A 22,123-nucleotide genomic window follows, 5' to 3' on the forward strand; every position below is an offset into this window, starting at 1 on the left:
CTCTGTTCAATAAGATTTTTACTAACCGCCAAGTCAGTAGTCTTATTGTACTCTGAGGTATTTTCAATTTTCAACATCCACATTTTTTATTATACAGGAAGCTCCTTTATCAACATTATATATTCATTTAACCGATCGATATGTGCTTGTGTTAAATTCTTATTTTTTTTATTGCCCTTAATTGACCGATTGGTTGCATTGATATGACGAACAATTACCTTTCTATCACCATCTACCATGTCTAGAATGCTTTTTTCTGCATTCATGGACATAAGAGAAAGTTTTTGTTTCATTTGTTCGATTGTATAATCTGTTATTATTATGCTTAATTCATCAATCACGGCAGACAGCTCCACCAAAACCAATTCCTTATGCTTGGTTAATGGATTCGAAAAAAAGGCTTTTACCTTTTTTATAAGTCCACAAGTGTCACTCATAATGGTATATTTTGCAAAATTAATTCTTTCTTGAAGCATTGATTCACATTCCCCTATAAACTCTTCCTCGTAAAAATCATCTGCATCAACAGTAATACTTTTTGCCCTGCAAGTTACTCCACATCGTTCATACTCCCTTTTAAAGTTTTCCGATAACTCATATAGCTTTTTATTGAACCCATCAAGCAATTCGGTCAATAACCTAGCAATTTCAAAATTAATATTATAAAATACATCATTTAAATTGACTTCCAAGTATTCAAAAAGTTCGTACGAAGTATTGCTTCCATCAACCACTCTTTCTATTTCTGAACGAAACGCTGCTAAAGATATGTTTACAAAGCCTATATCCCCAGCAATCTGTTGCTGATATCTATCTCCAATTTTTGCAACATCCTCCAAAGCTTTGTCCCGAAACACTTCTGGCGTTCTTACTTTTTGACTTTTAAGTTGTCTATTCTGTTCTTCATAGTTATTTATAATATTGGATAAATTTAGGCTTAGTTTTTCTCCTACACGCTCACATATATTAATCACCTTATTGTTTATGTATTCTATCCTTTTCACTGATAACATTTCATTAATTACAGCTATACCCTCTTCATAGATCCGAATCAGCTCTGCTCTGTCTGCTTCTGATATGTTATCTAGAAAAGTCGTTTGCATTTCATGATCCACTATCTTCAGATAAATTAATGTGGGCATCGGAATAACCTGGATATTTTCCATTCCCAGTCCATTCTCTAATCTCTTTTTTATTACTCTTATAAGCCGAGGCATTTCCTCTTTGTCACCAAGCAATTCAACTTTTGTCACAACAAAAATGCAATTCTTTTTCTGATGTTCTAAATTAATATTTATATAATTTAGAAGTTCCTCCGAAACAGGTTCATCATAAGGTATAACCACCACAATTGCGTCACATATATTATCAATGGCATTCTTAGTCACAGTATTATGCCTTTTATTAAGGGATCCTGTCCCAGGGGTATCAACCATAGCAATGTTATACGGAATATTATCATTCTGATAAAACAATGTCACATATTGTATATCCTTAGCCATATCTTCGGTTGCAATTATTCTCTTAAATAATTCAATCCGTTCATTGGTATTTGGATATGTTTCCCCTTTTGAAGTGTTGACTCCAAACAAGCTCTTTATCCAACTGATAAATCTATCCCATATGGTCGACCGTTCTACCTCATCATATTCCGCAAATGATTCTCGAATATGATATTTCTCAAGCAACTCACTTGCGCATTGTGAATATCGCTTAACTGTTCCATCTATATATGTTATTTCAAGGTCATCGTGATCTGCTCTTCTCAATATACTAGATGCTACTGTGGTTCCCTGAACTGCATCTGTTGGAAGTAGATTCTTATGAATCACTGAATTGATAAATGTAGATTTACCACTGGAAAAAGAACCAACTACTCCAAGATATAAAGTTTCATCCCTCAATTTATCCTCAAGTACAGATATATCCTTTTTTATATCTGAATATTTATGATCAGCTTTGCTTTCATAATACGAAAGGATATCGTGAATATACTCTATAAATTCCTCATACAATGCTTTCTCTACCATATTTATCCTCGTTTCTTTTATGTTTGCCAAATTCTCATCATCTACATTGAGTCAAAATTTTTCTCAGTATCTTCACCAACATCACAAGTCAAGTTACCGTCTACTAATAAAACTATTTTAGACCGAGCTTCGCCACCCACAGTCTACAACCCAGCATCCTGCAGTTAATTCTTCGCTCACTCGCTCTTTCTGTCCATCGCCTCACAAAACGCGACACTCGTCATTTTGCTTGTACGACTTCATAACAACATCTTAATTTCATCTCTCCGGAACATCACTTTTGTCATATTGTTAAAAAGCTTTAGTTCCACTGTCCATTCATCTCGCTCGGTGTCTGCATACAAAAAATGTCCTGTCATGTCCTTGAACACTCCTTTAACAACTTCCACACGATTTTGATCATCACCAAGTTGTTCTTGCTGTGCGATATTATCAGCAATCATTTCCTTAAATTCCTGTTTGCTGACTCTGACAATCGCTCCAAAACCAATTTCAACCGGTGTCCTACGCCCAAATATAGGAATTTCCATTTTGGCAACACGCCGATGTCTATCTACTGACTTGATCCATCCTTTACAGTTTCTAATAGGACCAGAGGTAACTAACACCTCATCTCCGATCAAGAATCCTTCGGAATACTGAACTATATGCTGACGATCCATCATCTTCTCCAAATAATTCTGTTCTTCCTTGGTGATTGGTGAAACAATCTCTCCGTTTTGTAATACTTTCGTATATTGATAAAGATGTTTCAATCCAAGCTGTATTGGCTGAATATCTTTTGTATCAATGAAAAAATAACCAGGGAATAATGGCTGTTCAACATCATGCCATTCTTTTCTAAAGTGTTTTTTTGCCATGTATAATGGAATAAACATTTCACTGTAATCAGCTTGATCGACATACCGTTGACATTGCTGCATACATTTCTGCTCCAACCCTGCCATTGTGTGAACTACGTACCACATGTTACATCTCCTGTTTGCTGTTAATAATTGCTATTCCCCGCCACCCCGAAACATACAAATACCCATAATAGTTCCAACACATGCCAGAACAATGCACAATATCACTTTAAGTGCAATGGGTATATGTCCAGATTGTGTAATAACTACCAGCAAAATTATTATAATCGGATCAATTAACAATGCCATAATTCATTTCCCCTAGTATATAATTATTTGCCACCATAAACCTGTACTCTAAATTCTTACCTCGAACTTCGGGCAAGTCATTTGCGACTGCATTTCCCGATTGTTTCTCAGCAAGCACGGTTTTTTAACACCTCTTTCATACTCCCACACATCCTTCATCCCTCTTTTGGGGGCGATCACCTCGAAGGTTGGATCAAAATAGTGTTTACAAAAAGCACATTTTTTCATTCCAGTAGAGCCTTTCCGAGCTGTTAACCATGTCATTTTCCGCCTCCATTCTAAGATTTCCTTTGTATATGTATTTCTCTAAAAATACATATCATTAGTCTTTTCGTTTTTTTAATATAGATATATTATCACCGTATGTTCACTTCGTTTCTTAAAAATTTTCACATTAAAACAAAACCTGCGCATTGCTTTTATAAGATTAGGGTGTCAAAAGTCCATTTTCATGACGGAGATATTTTTTTGAAGATTTGCGCTACAATATCTTGAGGCGATGCGACGCATCGCCTCAAGATATTGTAGTCAAAGATTTGAGAAAATAGCCCGTCAGGGAAATTCAGACCTTTTGACCCCCTAATCTTTATAACAAAAAAAGGATGTCAAAAGGTCTGAATTCCTCTGACATCCTAATCTGATCAACTATTATTTACTTTTCCTTACTTCCCACTCTCAGCACTTGCGGTCGGTGTCGCACTCGGCGCCGCCTGCAGGGAATCCCCGCCCACGATCGTCTGATCCAGCGGCTCCGGAGTCGGTGTCATCGTTGGCGCCGCATCGGACTGTTGATAGAACGGATCGCCGCCATGCCATATGAAGCAGTAATTTCCGATCATGCATACTGCCCCGACAATTACTGCCAGTATGATGATGTTACGTCCTCTGCCATGCATCCAGTCACGAAACTGATGACACGTCTCACTCAATTTATGTTTCACAATATCTCATGTTCCTTTCCGTTGTTTCACCTGATCACGACAGGTTTCCAATATCTTTGACTAACACTGCCGTCTCTGGTGGGCAGTCTAAGATCAATTTGCCGGACTGTACCTGGTACACCTTTGTCTCTATGGAAAATCCGCCGGCATCGGTAAGGATCACACGTGCCATTCTGGTTGGCTGTGTCACACCCAAGCGCCATACCGGGATCTCCATATGTCTTGTATCCTGGCTGATATTAATTGCTACCACAATATGCTCATTGTCGTCAAAACGACCATAACTAATGCACTGATATTCCCCAAACAAAAATAGAATAGAGCCGGTTCGCAGTACCTGGTGTTCTTTGTGGATACGGATCAATTCTTTGTGATACTGGATCAGCTCTTCGTCTTCGTGTCCCCAAGGATACGCACGTCGGCTGTCCGGATCTGTCCATCCGCAAAGTCCTGCCTCATCGCCATAATAAATGGTCGGCGCACCCGGCCACGTCATCTGCATTAATACGGCCATTCGAAACAGGTTCTTATTAACGCCTTCATTCGCAGCATCTGCTCCACGCGAAGAGATACGGCCAACTTGATGGTTGGTTCGTGTCAGGAAACGGGAGTGGTCATGATTGGACAATTCATTCATCGCCACCTGCAAAGACTGCGTATTAAATCTCGTCATATAATGCCGCATGGAGCCAAAGAAAGCATCTGCATTCCCGATAAGATCTCCTCGGTATTCATCGCTGTGTTTCTCCACACCGGTCAAAAACCAGGTGAGCGGTTCCATAAATGCATCGTAGTTCATCACGGTATCCCACTGATCACCCTTTAACCATTCTGTCGGATCACCATAGTGCTCTGCCAGCACGATCGCATTCGGATTGGCTTCTTTTACATTACGGCGGAATTCGTGCCAGAAATGATGGTTGTACTCTGCGGTCTGCCCCAAATCTGCTGCCACGTCCAAACGCCATCCATCAACATTATAAGGTGGTGAAACCCATTTGCGTGCGATCCGCATAATATATTCGTACAACTTTGGGGATTCCTCATAATTGAGCTTTGGCAGTGTATCGTGTCCCCACCAGCCGTCATAATTAACATTGTACGGCCACGTATCCTCGCGGAACTTAAAGAATGTGCGATATGGGCTGTCTTTTGATACGAAAGCACCTTTTTCGTAACCAGGCGCATCTTCGTAAATACATTCACGGTCGAGCCATTTATTAAAGGATCCACAATGGTTAAATACGCCATCGAGTATGACCTTCATTCCGCGGCGATGTACTTCCTCTACAAATTCAATAAAAAGCTGATTACTTGCTTCCAGATTTTCTTTATCCGTCACTCGGCAAATATAGCGTGTAGCATCTTTATTCGGATGCTCCGGATCGTGAATGATCAGATTGCCATTTTCGTCACGCTGTAGATTTTCGCCGTCATTTTTGACAATACGTCCAAAATGCGGGTCAATATAATCATAGTCTTGAATATCATATTTGTGGTTTGATGGAGAGACAAAGATCGGATTGAGGTAGATCGCCTCAACACCAAGATCCTGTAAATAATCTAATTTCTGCATAACGCCGGCGATATCACCACCGTAAAATTCACGCACATCCATCTCGCGAGGATATTTCATCCAATCCGAATTTTTGTGCGTTCCCTCTCCGATGTAAAAATATTCGTCCGTCTCCACGTCGTTACTGCGATCTCCATTGTAAAAACGATCGACAAATATCTGATAAATAATGGCGCCTTTCGCCCAATCAGGGGTCTGAAACGATGGTGTAATGGAAAAGTTATAATAATTTTCTACGCTGCTGCACACACCAACGCTGTTGAAATAACATACCATATGTCCACTATGTACTTCGAAGTAGTATTCTACTCTGCTGTCTCCAAGTTTTACCGTATATTCGTAATAGTCAAACATTTTGTCGTTGGCTACTTTCTGCATTGTGTAGCGCTGCTCGTCAAATACTAAAATGACCTCGTCAACGTTTTCCCGCCCTGTCCGAAAACGGAGATGTACCTCTTCGAAGCAATCCGGCTCAGACGGATTACGGTAAAACGCAGTTCCATCGCTGAATAATGCCTGTGGGTTAAAGATCACCGTCAGGTTATCCATGTATAGCTGCGTTTTCTGCGCCTTAGACATTTTATAAAATGGAATATTGATATCCATAAATGCTCCCCTTTTCTATTATATCAATTTACACACTTCACTCTATTTTATCAGAATATGCCGCTTTTGCCAATGATAAAAGTGTCTCGCGGTCATTTTGTTCCGGCTGATCAAGCACCTGTTCCAGCAAGTACTGTAACAGCTCTCCGATCTGCGGGCCCGGTTTAACCCCCAATTCCGTCATGATATCACGCCCCGTGACGGCAAGCTCTTTGATGGTAAGCGCCGGATGGGACTGTTCCATCTCCATAAATAGTCGATATACCGCTGTCACCCGCTGCAGTTTTTCTCCCGCTTTGTCTGGATTTTGCGCCAAAATATCCGCATACTGTACTAACGTTACAAGTGGCATGAATTCCCTGCCAATCCGCGCAGCCGCACGTCGGATCTGCCGTTTTTGCGGCTGCACACGCTCATCATGATGCTTGATCAGCGTCTTGACCCGATTCACCGTATCATTATCAAACGTCAGTCTACGCAAGATCTGTCCTGCCAACTTTGCTCCACTGTCCGGATGTCCATGGAAATGTCGTATTCCCTGCTCATCTTCCGTGGCGCAGTCCGGCTTGGCTACATCATGCAGAAGCATTGTGAGACAAAGCACCTGATGTGTCTTTTTGTCACACGCCGGAACGATCTCACGAATCACCTGTTCCATGTCATTCCAAGTGCCGTCGTCAATCTGATCATCTATGATCCCTAAGCGTTCCTGCAATGAATCATGCCCTACTCTGTCTGTCGTTTCAGTCAGACTTTCCACCGCTTCGGCGTTTTTCTGACGTAAAAAACAATTCATGATCTCTACACTAACTATACTATGCTCACCCACGGTATAAATATGGTGCGGATTTTTCTGTTCAAAGGTCATCATGCGGTCTAATTCCGGCAAAAAATATGCTGTCATTCCTGTATCAACTGCTTCCCGAAGCTGTCCGGAGTCTTTTGAGATCAATAACTTCGTCATTTCCACACGTATACGCTCCGCGCTGATATTTTGCAAATGCTCTGCCCGCTCTACGATCGCCTGTCTTGTTTTTTCCTCAATCGTAAACTGAAGCTGTCCCGAAAATCGTACAGCACGCAGCATACGCAGTGCATCCTCATCAAAACGCTTATCGGGATCTCCCACACAGCGAATGATTCGTCGTTTTAGGTCGCTGGTACCATCAAACGCATCGACCAGTCCGGTCTTCGGATTGTATGCCATCGCATTGATCGTAAAATCCCGCCGCTCCAGATCATCCACGAGATTACCGGTAAAAGAAACCTGCTTTGGATGTCTATTATCTTCATATTCTCCATCAATACGGTATGTCGTCACCTCGTAGCCAACATGATTTTTCATAACAGTAACGGTACCGTGCTCGATGCCCGTATCAATCGTCCTGTCAAACGCCTTTTTGACGGCTTCCGGTTTTGCCGAAGTCGTGATATCCCAATCCTCCGGCTCTCTTCCCAACAATGTGTCACGAACACATCCGCCCACTGCATACGCTTCATATCCCAGACTTTCCAATCGGTCGATGATCTCGACAACAGACCGTGGTAATCGCATTTCCATGAACTGCTCCTTTCTGTCAATGCATCTTTCACAGATTCTCTTCGAAAACTATTCCCGTTTTTTATTGGAAAAGACCCTCAAATCTTGATCGACAAAATTTGAAGGTCTTATTTCTAATGAATGTTTTCTGCAATCCTTTTGCAGATACTATCATCAAAATCCTGCATCATCTCTTTTTCTGACAAGACCATCCCTTGATCACTGCATCGCGCCCAGCAGTAAACTGGTAAGATCCAACCCGCAATTCTGCTTTAAGGTTGTAAGGAATGTAATCAGATCAATATTCTCGGCATACTCATTGATCGCATTCTCATCTGCAAAATCATATATTTTAGCATCGGCTGCCGGTGCGCTGACCTTCGGATCTTCACCATCCTCCGAAGCAATGTTTAACGTAACCATTGCACTGCTGCCGCTAAGTACCTTGATCTCTGATCTCGCTTTCTTCGTATCGCCTTCAAACGTCCAGTCTAAGGAATACAGCGCAAATGCCGGCATTTTGTTTTCATCGGCTTTGATGATGATCTCACCTTTGCAACTGCCTTTTTCCAACGCCTGAACATCCATATTCTTTACTTCGATAGAAAGGAATTTCTCACCGTCTGTAATATATTCCTTGCTGACATCCTCAAGCAAAGAGGCATCCACGCTCGCATATAATTTTGCATTGACTTTGCCGGACTTCATCTCACCCTTGCCGGATAATTTAGCATATTCTGTCTTATCAACAACGAAACTCAACTCATAACCGAACTTGTTGCCTTTCTTCGGCAAAAAGCTTCTGATCTCAATCGTATTTCCATCTTCTGTCTTGGCAGAATACGTTCTTCCGACAACTTCACCGCTCTTATCCACATACAAAGCAGCTTCTAAATTAATGTTTTCCTTGGAAGCATCTTCCGCAGCCAGCTCTTTTTCAAACTCGCTTACACCGTCCTTAAACTGTGTATAGGCAGATTTGTCCGCTTTTTCAATGATTGCCTTGATATCTTTATCTTTCTTTAACTGTTTTGCCATCTTCGCAGCAATATCACATACCTTTTTGCTGTCGGCTTTGGCAGTCAGTACAGTACACTCTTTACTGATTCCTTCTACCTTGACGGTCTGATTCTTCTTAGTCACACCGGTAAGATTATCATAAACAATATCGGAATATGTTGTTAATACATTTTCTAATGTATCTCCATCCGGTACTTTGTCCATGACAGCACCGGCTGCTTTGACATAATTAACCTGTCCGTCTACATCTCCCAAGTTGCTGTAATCCAAATAAGCATCCGAAAGCTCCGGTATCTGCATATACACTTTGCCATCTTTGTAGTCTGCATAAAGATTGTAGCTCATCGCATCTTTTCCGTTTACCTTGAGGACAGACTTCGACGTTGCAACTTTATCCTTTACTTTTGCATTCGTCTCTATTTCCATAGACTCCAGCCCAACCGAAGAAAGCATTGGCTTTAACGCATCACCAGCCTCTACTTTGATCGTTGATTTCTTCTGCTGATCATTTAGCTTGATCGACTTTGTCATTGCATTGTAAGACTTTACTACCTTATCTACTGCTTTATCACGATCTTTCTTGGCAATATAGCGATAGTAACTTTCCGGACTGCCTTTGCTTCGAATAAAATTGGACAATGTATCGTAGTTTGCAGCGGCTGCTCCTACTGCAACCAATAATACTGCGATCACTGCAGCAATAATATACTTTTTCTTGCTCTTTTTGGTCGGTGTTCCTACTACCCCCTGCTCTGCTGACGCTACTGCAGCCGCATCTTTCTGCTCTGTCGCAGTTTCAACGGTCACATCATCTGTCTTTTGCTCTAATCCGTCATTAACAGTTTCTTTTTCCATACTCATATTCTGTTTCCTCTCCTTCAAACCTTCATTAACAATGCCAAGTCATTAATATACCGTAACCGCACCAAAAAGTCAAAAATTCCCTGCTATTCGTTGTGGTAGCATATCTCGAAATCCACACTTTCATCATCCGCCACCGTCATGATCGCATACGATTTTTTGCCATCCTCCTGTCTCGGAAGTGAAATACTGCCCGGATTTAATACTGTAACTCCAAAAACCTTTTTCAGATATGGCACATGGGTGTGGCCATACATTACAATGTCTGCTCCATTTTCCTTGGCGATGTCTGTCATAAGCGGCACGGAAGGTCTTGCTCCGTAAATGTGTCCATGCGTTATAAATACTTTATGGCCGCCCAGTGCGATCAGAGCTGCTGCCGGAAGCTTACTCATACCATCACAATTACCACGCACCATATAAACCGGGCAGGTAAAGCTGTCACGGATCTCTTGTTCTGTCTCGGCATTCTGACAGTCACCCAATTGAACAACACCGTCAAAATCGGTGCCGATCTGATCAAGCACTTCTTTTAGATATATATTAATTCCATGGTTGTCACTAAAGATCAGAAAACGTTTCATAATATTCTACTATTCCTTTCTTCTACAAACAGTTTTCACGTTTTAATTCTTCATACATTGCCGTCAATGCTTTTCCTCTATGGCTCACTTTATTTTTGTCTTCTGAAGACAACTCAGCAGTTGTGCATCCAAATTCCGGCACATAAAAGATCGGATCATAACCAAAGCCATTTTCACCCTTTTGCTCATAGCCAATACGTCCCTCGATCACACCACGAACCGTGATCGTCCGCCCATCCGGGAAAGCACAAGCTATGACGCAGACAAATCGAGCTGTACGCTGATCATCCGGTACGCCGGCTAACAGATCAATAATATGATTATTTTTAATATCATAAGAAGTATCCTCTCCTAAATAACGTGCAGAATATATTCCCGGCTCTCCATGCAGATAATCTACTTCCAGTCCGGAATCATCTGCCAGTACCATCTGTCCCGTCAAGTCTGAGATAGTTCTCGCCTTGATGATCGCATTTTCCTCAAAGGTGCTTCCATTCTCAATAATCTCTACATCCTGCAAATTTTCGTCTTTTAAGGAAACAAATTGGATATTCTCTCCTTGTAAGATCTGGCGGATCTCATCCATCTTGCCTTCATTTCCTGTTGCTACTATTATTTTTTTCATGATCTATTGATTCCTTTCTAAGATTAAGGACACAAACGTCCCATTTCTGCTTAATCTTTCTAATATTTCTCTAATGTCTCCATCACTGCCTGATAGATTCCCCAGGCGGTCTGCCTTATTCCTTTTTCCTGCCGCATATATAAACAGTCGGAAGGGTTGGTCAGATACCCTGTTTCTACAATAACTGCCGGGACTTTTGCATGATGCATCAAATACAGATCTTCTCTGCGGATCACACCACGTGCAGGCAACCCGGTCGCTGCGACAGTCTTTTTGAGCAGCTTCGCCGCAAGTTGTTTATTGGTATATCCGGCTCCATTATCCCGCTTGGAATACAGCACTTCTATGCCACGCACAGAATGCTTTCTTGCATCCGATGCGTTGCAATGTACACTCACTAACATGTCTGCCTGCCGTTTATTGGCAAGCCGTACCCTCGCCTTTTTGGAAACTGTACGATCCGTTGTTCGCGTACAATATACCTTAACACCACTTTGTTCAAGCAGCCTGGCAATTTCCTTTACCACCGCCAGATTATACTCTTTTTCCTCCAGTTTTCCATCATCGCTGACAGCACCCTCATCTTTGCCTCCATGTCCCGCATCCAAGACGATCACATACTGTGATTTCTTTGATGCATCGTCCTGTTTCGGACCGGACAACTTCTGTGCTCTCGTCCGTGTACTTTCTGATAGCACAGACTCTTTTGCCTCCTGCGCCTGCACTTTGGAAATGGAATCTATCGGCATTTCCCTCGAAAAGATCACACAAAAGACAAGCAGCAGCAATAGTACACATATGCTTTGTCCTGTCAGCATTCTCCATTGCTTTATCTCCATGTCCACCTCAAATCTAACGTTGTTCTCCGTCTGTATCCTGCCACAAATATTATCTTGTGTCTGTTCTAAACATATCCTCAAATATGCTATTCTCTGTGCCTCATTATATAAGAAATCGTTCTCTATTGCAATGTGCATTGACGTATAAGCAATGATTGTAATTTATCCTACATTTCGTTATAATAAAATGAGTTGCTCAAACTTCCCATACCGGAAGTTATTGCTCAACCACATACTACTTATTATGTCAGCAATAAATAAACTATTTTGCAGCCAATACAGTAAATTGTTCTGTCATCAGAGATAACAAAATCTAGAAATCACGAAAAACGTAAATGCGGCAAGGCAATTACTATAGTACTCTGATGGCAGAAATCGCTCTTTGGTGGCTGCAAAATGCTATATAGTCATTGACATAATAAGTAATATGTGGTTGTGGAGGATTTGAGGTGTGGGAAGTTTGAGCGAGTTATAAATGTGGATCTGACGAGGGATGAGTAAATGTTGGATCTTGTAGTACAAAATTGATAGAATGGAGTTTAAGTATGATCAAGAGAATGGATTTATCCGGCGATTGGGCATTTGCCTTGGATGCGGACAAAACAGGGATCGAGCAGGGAATTTTCCGTAGTCTGCCTACAGATACGATTACACTTCCCGGTACGACTTCGATCGCCAAAAGGGGAACTCCTTCTGACAAGAAAGAAATCGGTTTTCTGACTGATCCATACTTGTTTGAAGGTTACGCATGGTATGCAAAAGAAATTACCTTGGACAAAGATTCCAAAAACAAAAATATTTATTTACATTTGGAACGTACACGCCTGACTCGTGTTTGGGTTAATGATGTAGAGGTCGGATGCAGAGACAGCCTTACTACTCCACATCATTACGATCTGACTCCTTATATTAAGGACAACACGTTTCGTCTGACTATTTTAGTTTCTAATGTGGATTACCCGACCAAAGGTGGTCATCTGACCTCTCCGGATACCCAGACGAATTGGAATGGCATTATCGGCGAGATATCGCTTCACATATGTGATGAGATCATGATCGAACATATCAAAACCTACCCGGATACAGAGCACAAATCTGTCCGTGTAGAGATTACCACCAACAATACAACGCAGACGCAACGCAATCTGTCTGTCTGTGCCAAAGCTGAATTAATGGACATTTCCGGCAAGACAGGCGTACAAGTACCTGCTGCATATTTTCAGGACATTTTCTTCCCGGTCGGCAAAGGAACGGCCGAATTTACTTATGAACTGGGAGAAGATGCTGTACTTTGGAGCGAATACAGTCCGGTCATCTACGAACTGCACTTGACAATTCCGGGTACCGACGAGGAGAGCGTGACAACATTCGGTCTGCGCGACTTTTCCACATCAGAGACTGAATTTTTGATCAATGGAACACCGACATTCCTGCGTGGCAAACACGATGGTTTGATCTTTCCAATGACCGGAGCGGTTCCTACTTCCGTAGAAGAATGGATCCGCGTTATGAGCATTTCCAAATCTTACGGTATCAATCATTACCGTTATCACACCTGCTGCCCTCCGGACGCTGCATTTGTAGCGGCTGATCTGTTGGGTATTTACATGGAACCTCAGCTTCCTTTCTGGGGAACCTTGACCGCACCGGGTGATGAAGGGCACAATGCCGAAGAGCAGGATTATCTGATCGAAGAAGGTTATCGCATGATGGCTGAATTTGGTAACCATGCTTCTTATTGTATGATGTCTCTTGGAAATGAGCTTTGGGGCAGCAAAGAGCGCATGGCAGAGATCATTACAAATTATCGCAATGTGGATGATCGTCATCTGTATACACAGGGTTCCAACAACTTCCAGCACACCCCGGTACTATTACCGGAAGACGATTTCTTTGTCGGAGTCCGTTTTAGTAAAAACCGTTTATTCCGTGGTTCCTATGGTATGTGTGATGCTCCTTTGGGACATATTCAGTGGGATGAACCTTCTGCTGATCATAACTACGACGAAGTGATCCATCCTACAAATGCAGCCGCCGATGCCGGCAACGATGCGGAAGAGATTGAAATCCAATATGGAACCGGTGTTAAGAAAGTAAAAGCTGCCGATAATGGGGGTGTTTTGATCCCACATATTCCGGTTGTCTCCCATGAGATCGGACAATTTGCGGTTTATCCAAACTTCCGTGAGATTGATAAATATACCGGCGTTCTCAAAGCAAGAAACTTCGAAGTATTCAGAGACCGTTTGAAAGAAAAGGGCATGTTAGATCAAGCCGATGACTTTTTCTACACCAGTGGTAAGCTGTCTGTTCAATGCTACAAGGAAGAACTGGAGCTGCTGCTCGTACGAAACTGCTCGCCGGATATCAAATATTGGATATTCAAGACTTTTCCGGTCAGGGTACCGCTCTCGTTGGTATTTTGGATGCCTTTATGGACAGCAAAGGACATGTTACACCGGAGGAATGGGCAGGATACTGTTCCGATCACATTCTGTTAGCACAGTTTCCAAAATATGTCTATCAGGCAAGAGAAACCTTCCGTGCTAAGATGGCGATCCGCTACTACAATCCGGAGAAGTTGGAGAATAAAATTCTTCACTGGGAATAAAACAGCAGAAAAAGATCATTCGAGAGGGATCCGTTGTGATTCCGGATGGTGCTTTTGACCTGGTAGAATTAGACGAGATAACCTTTGATTTTCCAGAGATCACGGAAGCTGCTACTTATCATTTAGATCTTAGTGTACCGGAAACCAATATGGCAAACACCTATGAGCTATACTGCTTCCCAACACTGTCAACGGAAATTCCGCCTCCGGCATGACGATCGGTGAAGGTGCCAATGAAGTCCATGTGACGGCTGATTACGCAGAAGCCTGCGCATTGCTTCAAAATGGTCAAAAAGTATTGTATCTGCCAACCGAACTTGCCGACAAGATCGAAGGCTTTTATTGTACGGATTTTTGGTGTTATCCAATGTTCCGCGATATTTGCGAATGGATGAAGAAGCCGGTTGCTGTCGGTACAATGGGGCTGTTGATCCAAAAGGATCATCCGGCTTTAGCTTCTTTCCCGACTCACAAATATTCCACACCACAGTGGTATAAGATCGTATCGCACTGTGACTGTGCTATCTTAGATGACGTGACCGATAAGAGATACCGCCCGATCGTGCAGATGGTTGACAACTTTGAACGTAACCACAAACTGGGTATTTTGTTTGAAGGTAAAGTTGGCGAGGGTACCTTGATGGTATGTACCAGCCGTTTAAGTGAGGTTGCCGAATATCCTGAGATCAAATGCTTTGCAAGATCAATACTGGATTATGTGACCTCGGATGCTTTCGCACCTGAGCAGACATTGGATATGGAACTTCTTAAGCGTGTATTTTGCAAGGAGGACTAACCGTCACATCCGAATAAAACAATAAAAGATATAAACAAAAGCAAAGCCAGCGCTTGCTTTTGTCACGCTACACAACAGCAGTTCCTATAAAGAAAAAAAGCCACCAAGACTTGATGAGTACCCTGTCACGACAGGACATATCAAATCTTGGTGGCTTTCAATTTTGATACTCTTATATGTGCTTTCAACCTAATGTGAAAGAACATACCTCATTATTGCAAACTCTAATTCTAAAGTGATAGGATAAACCGCATGAATGCATTCATACCTTCGTCTGTGTTTTTATAAACACCGGCATGTTCTAATACTTTCTTAAAAACAATACCAATCTCCGTCTGAAGAATTTCATCTACATTATCTTCTGTGATTGCATCGTATTTTGGTAAAAACTCGTCCACCCAGTCTGCATGTTTTGCAAGTTCCTCATCGGCTCGAATATCTTTTCCTGATATAATGTATTCGCCCAAACGCTGCATTTCTCCCTTTAATCTTGCCGGAAGGACTGCCAGACCCATAACTTCGATCAAGCCGATATTTTCTTTCTTAATATGGTGCAGTTCCTGATGTGGATGGTACACACCTAACGGATACTCCGGCGTTGTAATGTTATTGCGAAGTACCAGATCCAGTTCAAACTCCCCGTCCCGCATTCGCGCGATCGGTGTGATCGTATTGTGTGGTTCTCCATCCGTCTGCGCATAGATAAAAGCATCTTCATCCGTATATGCTCTCCATGCCGTCAAAATATGTGCAGCAAGCTTTACCAGGCGCTCAGCCTCTTTATGACGAATACGTACAACCGACATTGGCCAATTTACGATCCCAGCCTGTACATCCTCAAAGCCCGGAATCGTCAACGTTTGCTTGATGTCCGCTCTTTCCATCGCAAATTCATAATGACCACCCTGGAAATGCTCATGTGCCAATATTGAGCCGCCTACAATTGGCAGATCGGCATTTGAACCTACAAAATAATGTGGGAACTGACGCACAAAATCCAACAGTTTACGAAAGGCAGATTCATCAATCTTCATCGGTGTATGATCACTATTAAATAGGATACAGTGCTCATTGTAATATACGTAAGGAGAATACTGCAATCCCCACTGACCGCCATCAATGGTTACCGGAATAACACGGTGATTCTGTCTTGCCGGATGATTCACTCTACCTGCATACCCCTCGTTTTCTTTACACAGCAAACATTTCGGATAAGCACTCTGTGGTGCATTTTTGGCAGCGGCGATCGCCTTAGGATCTTTCTCCGGCTTAGATAAATTGATCGTAATGTCTAATGTCCCATACTCTGTATCTGCGGTCCACTTTACATCACGCTTGATTCGATCACGGCGGATATAATTGGTATCACAACTTAATTTATAATAATAGTTTGTTGCCGCTTTGGGTGATTCTTCATACAACTCGCGAAACTTGCGGATCACGGTACTTGGCGCCGGAACAAGTGCTCCCATCAGTTTCGTATCAAATAAATCCTGATAAACAACGCTGTTCTCTGTCATAACACCACGGGAATACGCATTTTCCATAAGGTCCGCTAAAATCTCATGAACCGGTCGTACCGGCGTCTCCTGCTCTGGTGTCTGATATTCATCCAACTGCAAAATCTCCAACAAACGATTGATCACATACACACGATCTTCCGCTGCGACCAAACCATTTTTCTCCCCATAACGAACCAACTCATCAATCAACACACTGTTATCTGCCATGCTATTACCGTACCTTTCTATATGTAGTTGAGGGGCCCGCTAAGACCCCTCCCAATAAATAATATGAAATCTTTGATAGGCTTAGTGTACTTTTTCGCCCTTAATCTCGATCATGTGATTTACTGCATGCTCTAACGCATCAATGGAAGCACGAATAATATCTTCATCACTGCTTACGCCCCAATATAACTGCTTCTCATCCTGCGTAATTCCAACATAAGCCATCGCCTTAGAAGAAGATGTCTTCGACAATGCGTGCTCCTCATATACATCCAATACATAGCTGATACCTAAGAAATCCTTGATCGCATTGTTGACTGCATTCAAACGTCCATTTCCCTTTGCCTCGACAACTTCTTTTTTGCCATCCTGCTCAAAAGTAACCTGCGTTGTAATACCATCTTTCTGCTGGAAGTGTACTTCTGTAATAGCAAAACTGCGCTTTGGCTGGCTGTATGTCTCTTCGAATACGCGCAGCATATCTTCCGGACTGAGCTCTGCATGTGCATGATCGGAAACACCCTTCATCAGGTAACCGACTTCCTCACGCATACGGTCTGGAATCTCTAATCCGTAATTCTGTTTTAATACATACGCTACACCGCCCTTACCGGACTGGCTGTTGATACGGATAACATCCGAATCATATGTTCTTCCAACATCTTTCGGATCGATCGGCAGATATGGAACCGTCCAAAGATTTTCGTTACGCTCCTCGCGAAATGCCATACCTTTGGAGATAGCATCCTGATGAGAACCGGAAAATGCGGTAAATACAAGCTCACCTGCATATGGCTGACGCTTGGATACCTGCATTGCTGTCAAACGCTCATACGTATCTGCGATCTCCTGCATATTGTGGAAATCTAACTTGGAATCCACACCATGAGAATGCAGATTCATAGCAACAGTTACTAAGTCTAAATTACCGGTACGTTCACCGTTACCAAATAAAGTGCCTTCCAAACGGTCTGCTCCTGCCAATACACCAAGCTCCGCAGTTGCCACGCCGGTACCACGGTCATTGTGTGGATGCAGAGAAAGAACAACATTATCACGGTATTTCAGATGTTTACTGACATATTCAATCTGGCTTGCAAAAACATGCGGCATTGCATTCTCGACAGTGGCAGGGATATTAATGATCGCCGGTGCATCTGCCTGTGGCTGCCATACATCCAAAACGGCATTACATACTTCTACTGCATAATCTACTTCTGTTCCATGGAAACTCTCCGGGCTGTATTCAAAGCGGAAGTTACCATGTGCCTCTGCAGCAAGCTCTTTTAACAGTTTTGCTCCGTTTACTGCAATCTCCTTGATCTCTTCCTTGGATTTACGGAACACCTGCTCTCTTTGTGCTACAGATGTAGAATTATATACATGAACGATTGCATTTGGTGCACCATCCACTGCTTCAAATGTCTTGCGGATAATATGTTCTCTTGCCTGTGTAAGTACCTGAACCGTTACATCATCCGGAATGAGATGCTGATCGATCAGTGCTCTCAAAAAAGTAAACTCTGTCTCGGATGCTGCCGGAAAACCGACCTCGATCTCCTTAAATCCAATCTTAACCAGCATCTTAAAAAACTCTATTTTCTCGTCCAGGCTCATTGGCTCGATCAAAGCCTGATTGCCATCACGTAAATCAACACTGCACCAAACCGGCGGTTTATCAATTGCATCTTTCTTTACCCATTCATAGCAATCCTCCGGTGGCATAAAATAACTCTTCTGATACTTTTCAAATCCTTTCATAAATAACCTCACTTTCCAGACTCCCCTTTGAGTCCTTGTAATGCGTTGCGCATCTGTGTGCATTCTGTCAGAGTTTGTATAAGGATCAACGTGAAATTCTTTCGTAATGTAAAAAACGTCTCTATATAATATAGAGACGGATCATCCGCGTTACCACTCTTATTCATGAAAATCATGCGCTCACAGGTACATCAACAACTTGTCAATACCTTTCCCCTCTAACGGTGGGAATCCGTCCTGATCTACTAAAGTTCAACCGGCTGCTCCGAGACGAGTTCGCCATATCACTTCCACTGCTTCGCATCAACCAACAGCTTTCTGCATTCCATTCTATGGTTACTACTTCTCTTCTTCGCATTTCATCAAACATCATACCACATACATTCTAATTTGAAAACCCCCAATTTTTATCATTATATCTTCCAAGTATGGAATTTTTTTAAGGGCAGATTTCAAAGAAACTCCCAGACTGCATTTTTGATAACATAGCGTATTTTTGGTATTGGCATAATGTGGATTATGGGGATTGTGTTGTAAATAGAAATGTGCTAGTATAAATCCCGTCGAACAAAACACAATATATAGTGTCACAATGACATTTTTCGAACATTATATAGTACTTCTAAAAATCCGAGAAAGTATGCATATCCACGCAGTCTGTGTGCTTTCCTCGATTAGGAAGCAAGTCTGAATGGAGGAGGTTGCATTCATGAAAATCATGAAAAGAAGTGGCATTGAAGCCGATTTTGATGTCACCAAAATATCAGCAGCGATCAAAAAAGCAAACTGCGAGGTTGCCGCTGTTGATCAATTATCAGAAGAACAGATCGAGGAGATTTCTACTAATGTAGAGAAGATGTGTTCTGACATCGGTCGAACTCTCGGCGTCGAAGAAATTCAGGATCTTGTCGAGGATCAGATCATGAACAAACGTGCATTTGTGTTGGCACGCAAATACATTACTTACCGTTATACTCGCGCCTTAATCCGCAAATCCAACTCAACCGATAAGCAGATCTTAAGCCTGTTGGAATGTAATAATGAAGAGGCAAAGCAGGAAAATTCCAATAAGAATCCTACCGTAAATAGTGTACAACGCGATTACATGGCCGGTGAAGTCAGCAAAGACATTACTAAGCGTTTTTTGCTCCCAGAGGATATCGTAGCTGCACACGAACAAGGAATTATACATTTTCACGATTCCGATTATTTTGCACAGCATATGCACAACTGCTGTCTTGTCAATTTGGAGGATATGCTGCAAAACGGTACTGTGATCAGTGAAACCATGATCGAACGACCAAAGAGTTTTTCAACTGCCTGCAATATAGCAACGCAGAGCATTGCACAGATTGCCAGTTCCCAGTACGGTGGACAGAGCATTTCTTTGGCACACCTCGCCCCATTTGTGGATGTCAGCAGACAAAAATTCCGACTGCAGGTGCGTGATGAGTTCGAAAAAGCGAATATCGCTGCTTCCGAAGAACAGATCAATGATGTGGCGGAACAGCGTGTGCGCGACGAGATCAAGCGTGGCGTACAGATGATCCAGTATCAGGTGATCACCTTGATGACAACTAATGGACAAGCACCATTTGTTACGGTATTTATGTATTTGGACGAAGTTCCGGAAGGACGTCTGCGTGATGATCTTGCACTCGTAACGGAAGAGATCCTTCGCCAGCGTATTCAGGGCGTTAAGAATGAAAAAGGTGTATATATTACTCCTGCTTTTCCAAAGCTGATCTATGTATTGGAAGAAGATAATATTACCGAAGACAGTAAATATTGGGAACTAACTAAACTGGCAGCAAAATGTACGGCAAAACGAATGGTTCCTGACTATATTTCTGAAAAGATCATGCGTAAATTAAAAGATGGCAACTGCTATCCTTGCATGGGCTGCCGTTCCTTCCTGACTGTTTATCATGACGAAAACGATAAGCCAAAGTTTTACGGCCGCTTTAATCAGGGCGTTGTCACGATCAACTTAGTGGATGTTGCCTGCTCTTCCGGCAAGGATATGGATAAATTCTGGCAGATTTTTGATGAACGTCTGGACTTGTGTTATCGTGCACTGATGTGCCGCCACAAGCGTTTATTAGATACGCCTTCCGACGTTGCTCCAATCCTTTGGCAGTACGGTGCTCTCGCTCGTCTGAAGAAAGGTGAGACGATCAATAAACTGCTATATAACGGATATTCTACGATTTCTTTGGGATACGCCGGATTATGCGAATGCACCAGATATATGACCGGACACAGTCATACTGATCCGGAATCCACTCCATTTGCATTGCAAGTCATGCAGCATATGAACGATGCCTGTGCAAAATGGCGCGAAGAAACCAACATCGACTTTAGCTTATATGGTACTCCGCTAGAGTCCACCACCTACAAATTTGCCAAATGTCTGCAAAAACGCTTTGGCATTATCGAAGGTGTGACCGACCGTGGCTATATCACCAACAGTTATCACGTACATGTAACTGAGAAGATCAATGCCTTTGATAAATTGAAATTTGAGGCGCAATTTCAAGAATTATCTCCTGGTGGTGCGATCAGTTATGTGGAAGTACCGAATATGGAAAATAATATCGAAGCCGTATTAAATGTTATGAAATATATTTATGATAATATTATGTATGCAGAATTAAATACCAAGAGTGATTATTGTCAATGCTGCGGTTATACCGGTCAGATTCAGATCGTCACTGACGAACATGGTAAGCTGATCTGGGAATGCCCAAATTGCGGCAACACCGACCAGAACAAAATGAACGTTGCAAGACGTACCTGTGGGTATATTGGGACGCAATTTTGGAATCAGGGACGTACCCAGGAGATCAAAGAACGCGTGCTGCATTTATAATATTTAAGATTCCGGGCGGGACTCCAGATCGCGGCTTAAAGCATCCAAATAATGAATGAATATTTGGTTTGATGTGCGTATCTGGTAATCCTGATCCAGTTCGTGACGCAAAAAGCTTTTGCGTCCCCCTTCTGCTGCACGATCCCAAAAGCGTTTTACATCGCGAAACGGTACATAATAATAGGCACCGGCTTCCTTAAAATAGACGATCAAAAACGCAATGCCATCTTGCCGCTCAAAGTCCTGCATATACTCCATCTGATGCTCATGGATATTTTGCAGGGCAAAACGCTCTCCGGCGCATTCTTTGGCATCAAAACAAATTGGCACCCCCTGCACATTCCCGATATAATCTACGGTACTTTTTTGTTCAAAATATGCTAAGGTGATATGCCGATGCTCTTTGTCGATATTGATCGGCGTAATGGGCGTCGGTATTTTTTGTACTAATGCCAAATGCTCTTTGCGATATTGTTCATTTGTCATATTAAGGGCTTCCTCTAACATAGAGCCTCGAAGTCCTCTTGAATTCCAAGATGGCATAATTCTCTCAACTCCTTATGAATAGTGCAATATG

General features: G+C 42.3%; 18 protein-coding genes and 1 other annotated feature. Of the genes, 5 read left to right on the forward strand and 13 right to left on the reverse strand.

Going from position 1 to position 22,123, the window contains the following annotated elements:
- Window positions 1-89: 89 nt before the first annotated feature.
- From DW981_RS10625 to DW981_RS10670, 10 genes are all read right to left on the reverse strand, one after another.
- Entirely contained in the window at window positions 90-2,030 is a 1,941-nt protein-coding gene (locus DW981_RS10625) for a dynamin family protein (RefSeq protein WP_118507691.1), read from the reverse strand.
- A gap of 239 nt (window positions 2,031-2,269) precedes the next feature.
- The gene (gene loaP, locus DW981_RS10630) at window positions 2,270-2,998 is read right to left on the reverse strand and encodes an antiterminator LoaP (RefSeq protein WP_118507692.1); all 729 of its coding nucleotides are present in this window, start codon (window positions 2,996-2,998) and stop codon (window positions 2,270-2,272) included.
- Between the two features lie 234 nt (window positions 2,999-3,232).
- A complete protein-coding gene (locus DW981_RS10635) occupies window positions 3,233-3,448 on the reverse strand; it encodes a hypothetical protein (RefSeq protein ID WP_022024804.1) in 216 nt (71 codons plus the stop codon).
- A 398-nt stretch (window positions 3,449-3,846) separates the two neighbouring features.
- Window positions 3,847-4,125, reverse strand: a complete 279-nt coding sequence (locus tag DW981_RS10640) for a hypothetical protein (protein ID WP_118507693.1) — start codon at window positions 4,123-4,125, stop codon at window positions 3,847-3,849.
- 34 nt (window positions 4,126-4,159) lie between these two features.
- Window positions 4,160-6,307 carry a glycoside hydrolase family 13 protein gene (locus DW981_RS10645; protein WP_022024146.1) on the reverse strand — a complete coding sequence of 716 codons (2,148 nt, stop codon included), beginning with the start codon at window positions 6,305-6,307 and terminating at the stop codon, window positions 4,160-4,162.
- 37 nt (window positions 6,308-6,344) lie between these two features.
- Window positions 6,345-7,868, reverse strand: a complete 1,524-nt coding sequence (locus tag DW981_RS10650; RefSeq protein WP_118507694.1) for a CCA tRNA nucleotidyltransferase — start codon at window positions 7,866-7,868, stop codon at window positions 6,345-6,347.
- A gap of 198 nt (window positions 7,869-8,066) precedes the next feature.
- Window positions 8,067-9,728, reverse strand: coding sequence for a hypothetical protein (locus DW981_RS10655; RefSeq protein ID WP_118507695.1), 1,662 nt, complete (start codon window positions 9,726-9,728; stop codon window positions 8,067-8,069).
- Between the two features lie 86 nt (window positions 9,729-9,814).
- Complete coding sequence (locus DW981_RS10660; protein WP_118507696.1) at window positions 9,815-10,312, reverse strand: metallophosphoesterase; 498 nt, start codon at window positions 10,310-10,312, stop codon at window positions 9,815-9,817.
- A gap of 22 nt (window positions 10,313-10,334) precedes the next feature.
- Window positions 10,335-10,937, reverse strand: coding sequence for an XTP/dITP diphosphatase (locus tag DW981_RS10665; protein ID WP_118507697.1), 603 nt, complete (start codon window positions 10,935-10,937; stop codon window positions 10,335-10,337).
- Window positions 10,938-10,996: 59 nt separating this feature from the next.
- Window positions 10,997-11,776: an N-acetylmuramoyl-L-alanine amidase gene (locus DW981_RS10670; RefSeq protein ID WP_182434230.1), complete on the reverse strand. Its 780-nt coding sequence runs from the start codon at window positions 11,774-11,776 to the stop codon at window positions 10,997-10,999.
- Between the two features lie 545 nt (window positions 11,777-12,321).
- Here DW981_RS10670 and DW981_RS10675 point away from each other — a divergent pair.
- Genes DW981_RS10675 through DW981_RS10685 form a run of 4 tightly spaced genes read left to right on the forward strand, consistent with a single transcriptional unit; the run spans window position 12,322 to window position 15,183 of the window.
- Window positions 12,322-14,277 carry a sugar-binding domain-containing protein gene (locus DW981_RS10675; protein WP_118507699.1) on the forward strand — a complete coding sequence of 652 codons (1,956 nt, stop codon included), beginning with the start codon at window positions 12,322-12,324 and terminating at the stop codon, window positions 14,275-14,277.
- A complete protein-coding gene (locus DW981_RS15155) occupies window positions 14,211-14,387 on the forward strand; it encodes a hypothetical protein (protein ID WP_182434231.1) in 177 nt (58 codons plus the stop codon). Before DW981_RS10675 ends, DW981_RS15155 begins: the two co-directional genes overlap by 67 nt.
- A gap of 35 nt (window positions 14,388-14,422) precedes the next feature.
- Window positions 14,423-14,602, forward strand: coding sequence for a hypothetical protein (locus DW981_RS10680; protein WP_118507700.1), 180 nt, complete (start codon window positions 14,423-14,425; stop codon window positions 14,600-14,602).
- Window positions 14,599-15,183: a hypothetical protein gene (locus DW981_RS10685; protein WP_118507701.1), complete on the forward strand. Its 585-nt coding sequence runs from the start codon at window positions 14,599-14,601 to the stop codon at window positions 15,181-15,183. The genes DW981_RS10680 and DW981_RS10685 overlap by 4 nt, the downstream gene beginning before the upstream one ends.
- Window positions 15,184-15,413: 230 nt before the next feature.
- Here DW981_RS10685 and galT read toward each other — a convergent pair whose 3' ends face one another.
- Both galT and DW981_RS10695 read right to left on the reverse strand, forming a co-directional pair.
- Window positions 15,414-16,913, reverse strand: coding sequence for a UDP-glucose--hexose-1-phosphate uridylyltransferase (galT, locus tag DW981_RS10690; RefSeq protein ID WP_118507702.1), 1,500 nt, complete (start codon window positions 16,911-16,913; stop codon window positions 15,414-15,416).
- Window positions 16,914-16,994: 81 nt separating this feature from the next.
- On the reverse strand, window positions 16,995-18,674 hold the full coding sequence (locus tag DW981_RS10695) for a 2-isopropylmalate synthase (protein ID WP_118507703.1): 1,680 nt from the start codon (window positions 18,672-18,674) through the stop codon (window positions 16,995-16,997).
- 129 nt (window positions 18,675-18,803) lie between these two features.
- Window positions 18,804-19,036: a binding site (T-box leader), on the reverse strand.
- A 347-nt stretch (window positions 19,037-19,383) separates the two neighbouring features.
- Here DW981_RS10695 and nrdD point away from each other — a divergent pair.
- Window positions 19,384-21,546 carry an anaerobic ribonucleoside-triphosphate reductase gene (gene nrdD, locus DW981_RS10700; protein WP_118507704.1) on the forward strand — a complete coding sequence of 721 codons (2,163 nt, stop codon included), beginning with the start codon at window positions 19,384-19,386 and terminating at the stop codon, window positions 21,544-21,546.
- Window positions 21,547-21,549: 3 nt separating this feature from the next.
- Here nrdD and DW981_RS10705 read toward each other — a convergent pair whose 3' ends face one another.
- Window positions 21,550-22,089, reverse strand: coding sequence for a Holliday junction resolvase RecU (locus tag DW981_RS10705; protein ID WP_022024237.1), 540 nt, complete (start codon window positions 22,087-22,089; stop codon window positions 21,550-21,552).
- Between the last annotated feature and the right edge of the window lie 34 nt (window positions 22,090-22,123).

This window comes from Clostridium sp. AM49-4BH (genome assembly GCF_003478335.1).
GTDB lineage: Bacteria > Bacillota > Clostridia > Lachnospirales > Lachnospiraceae > Butyribacter.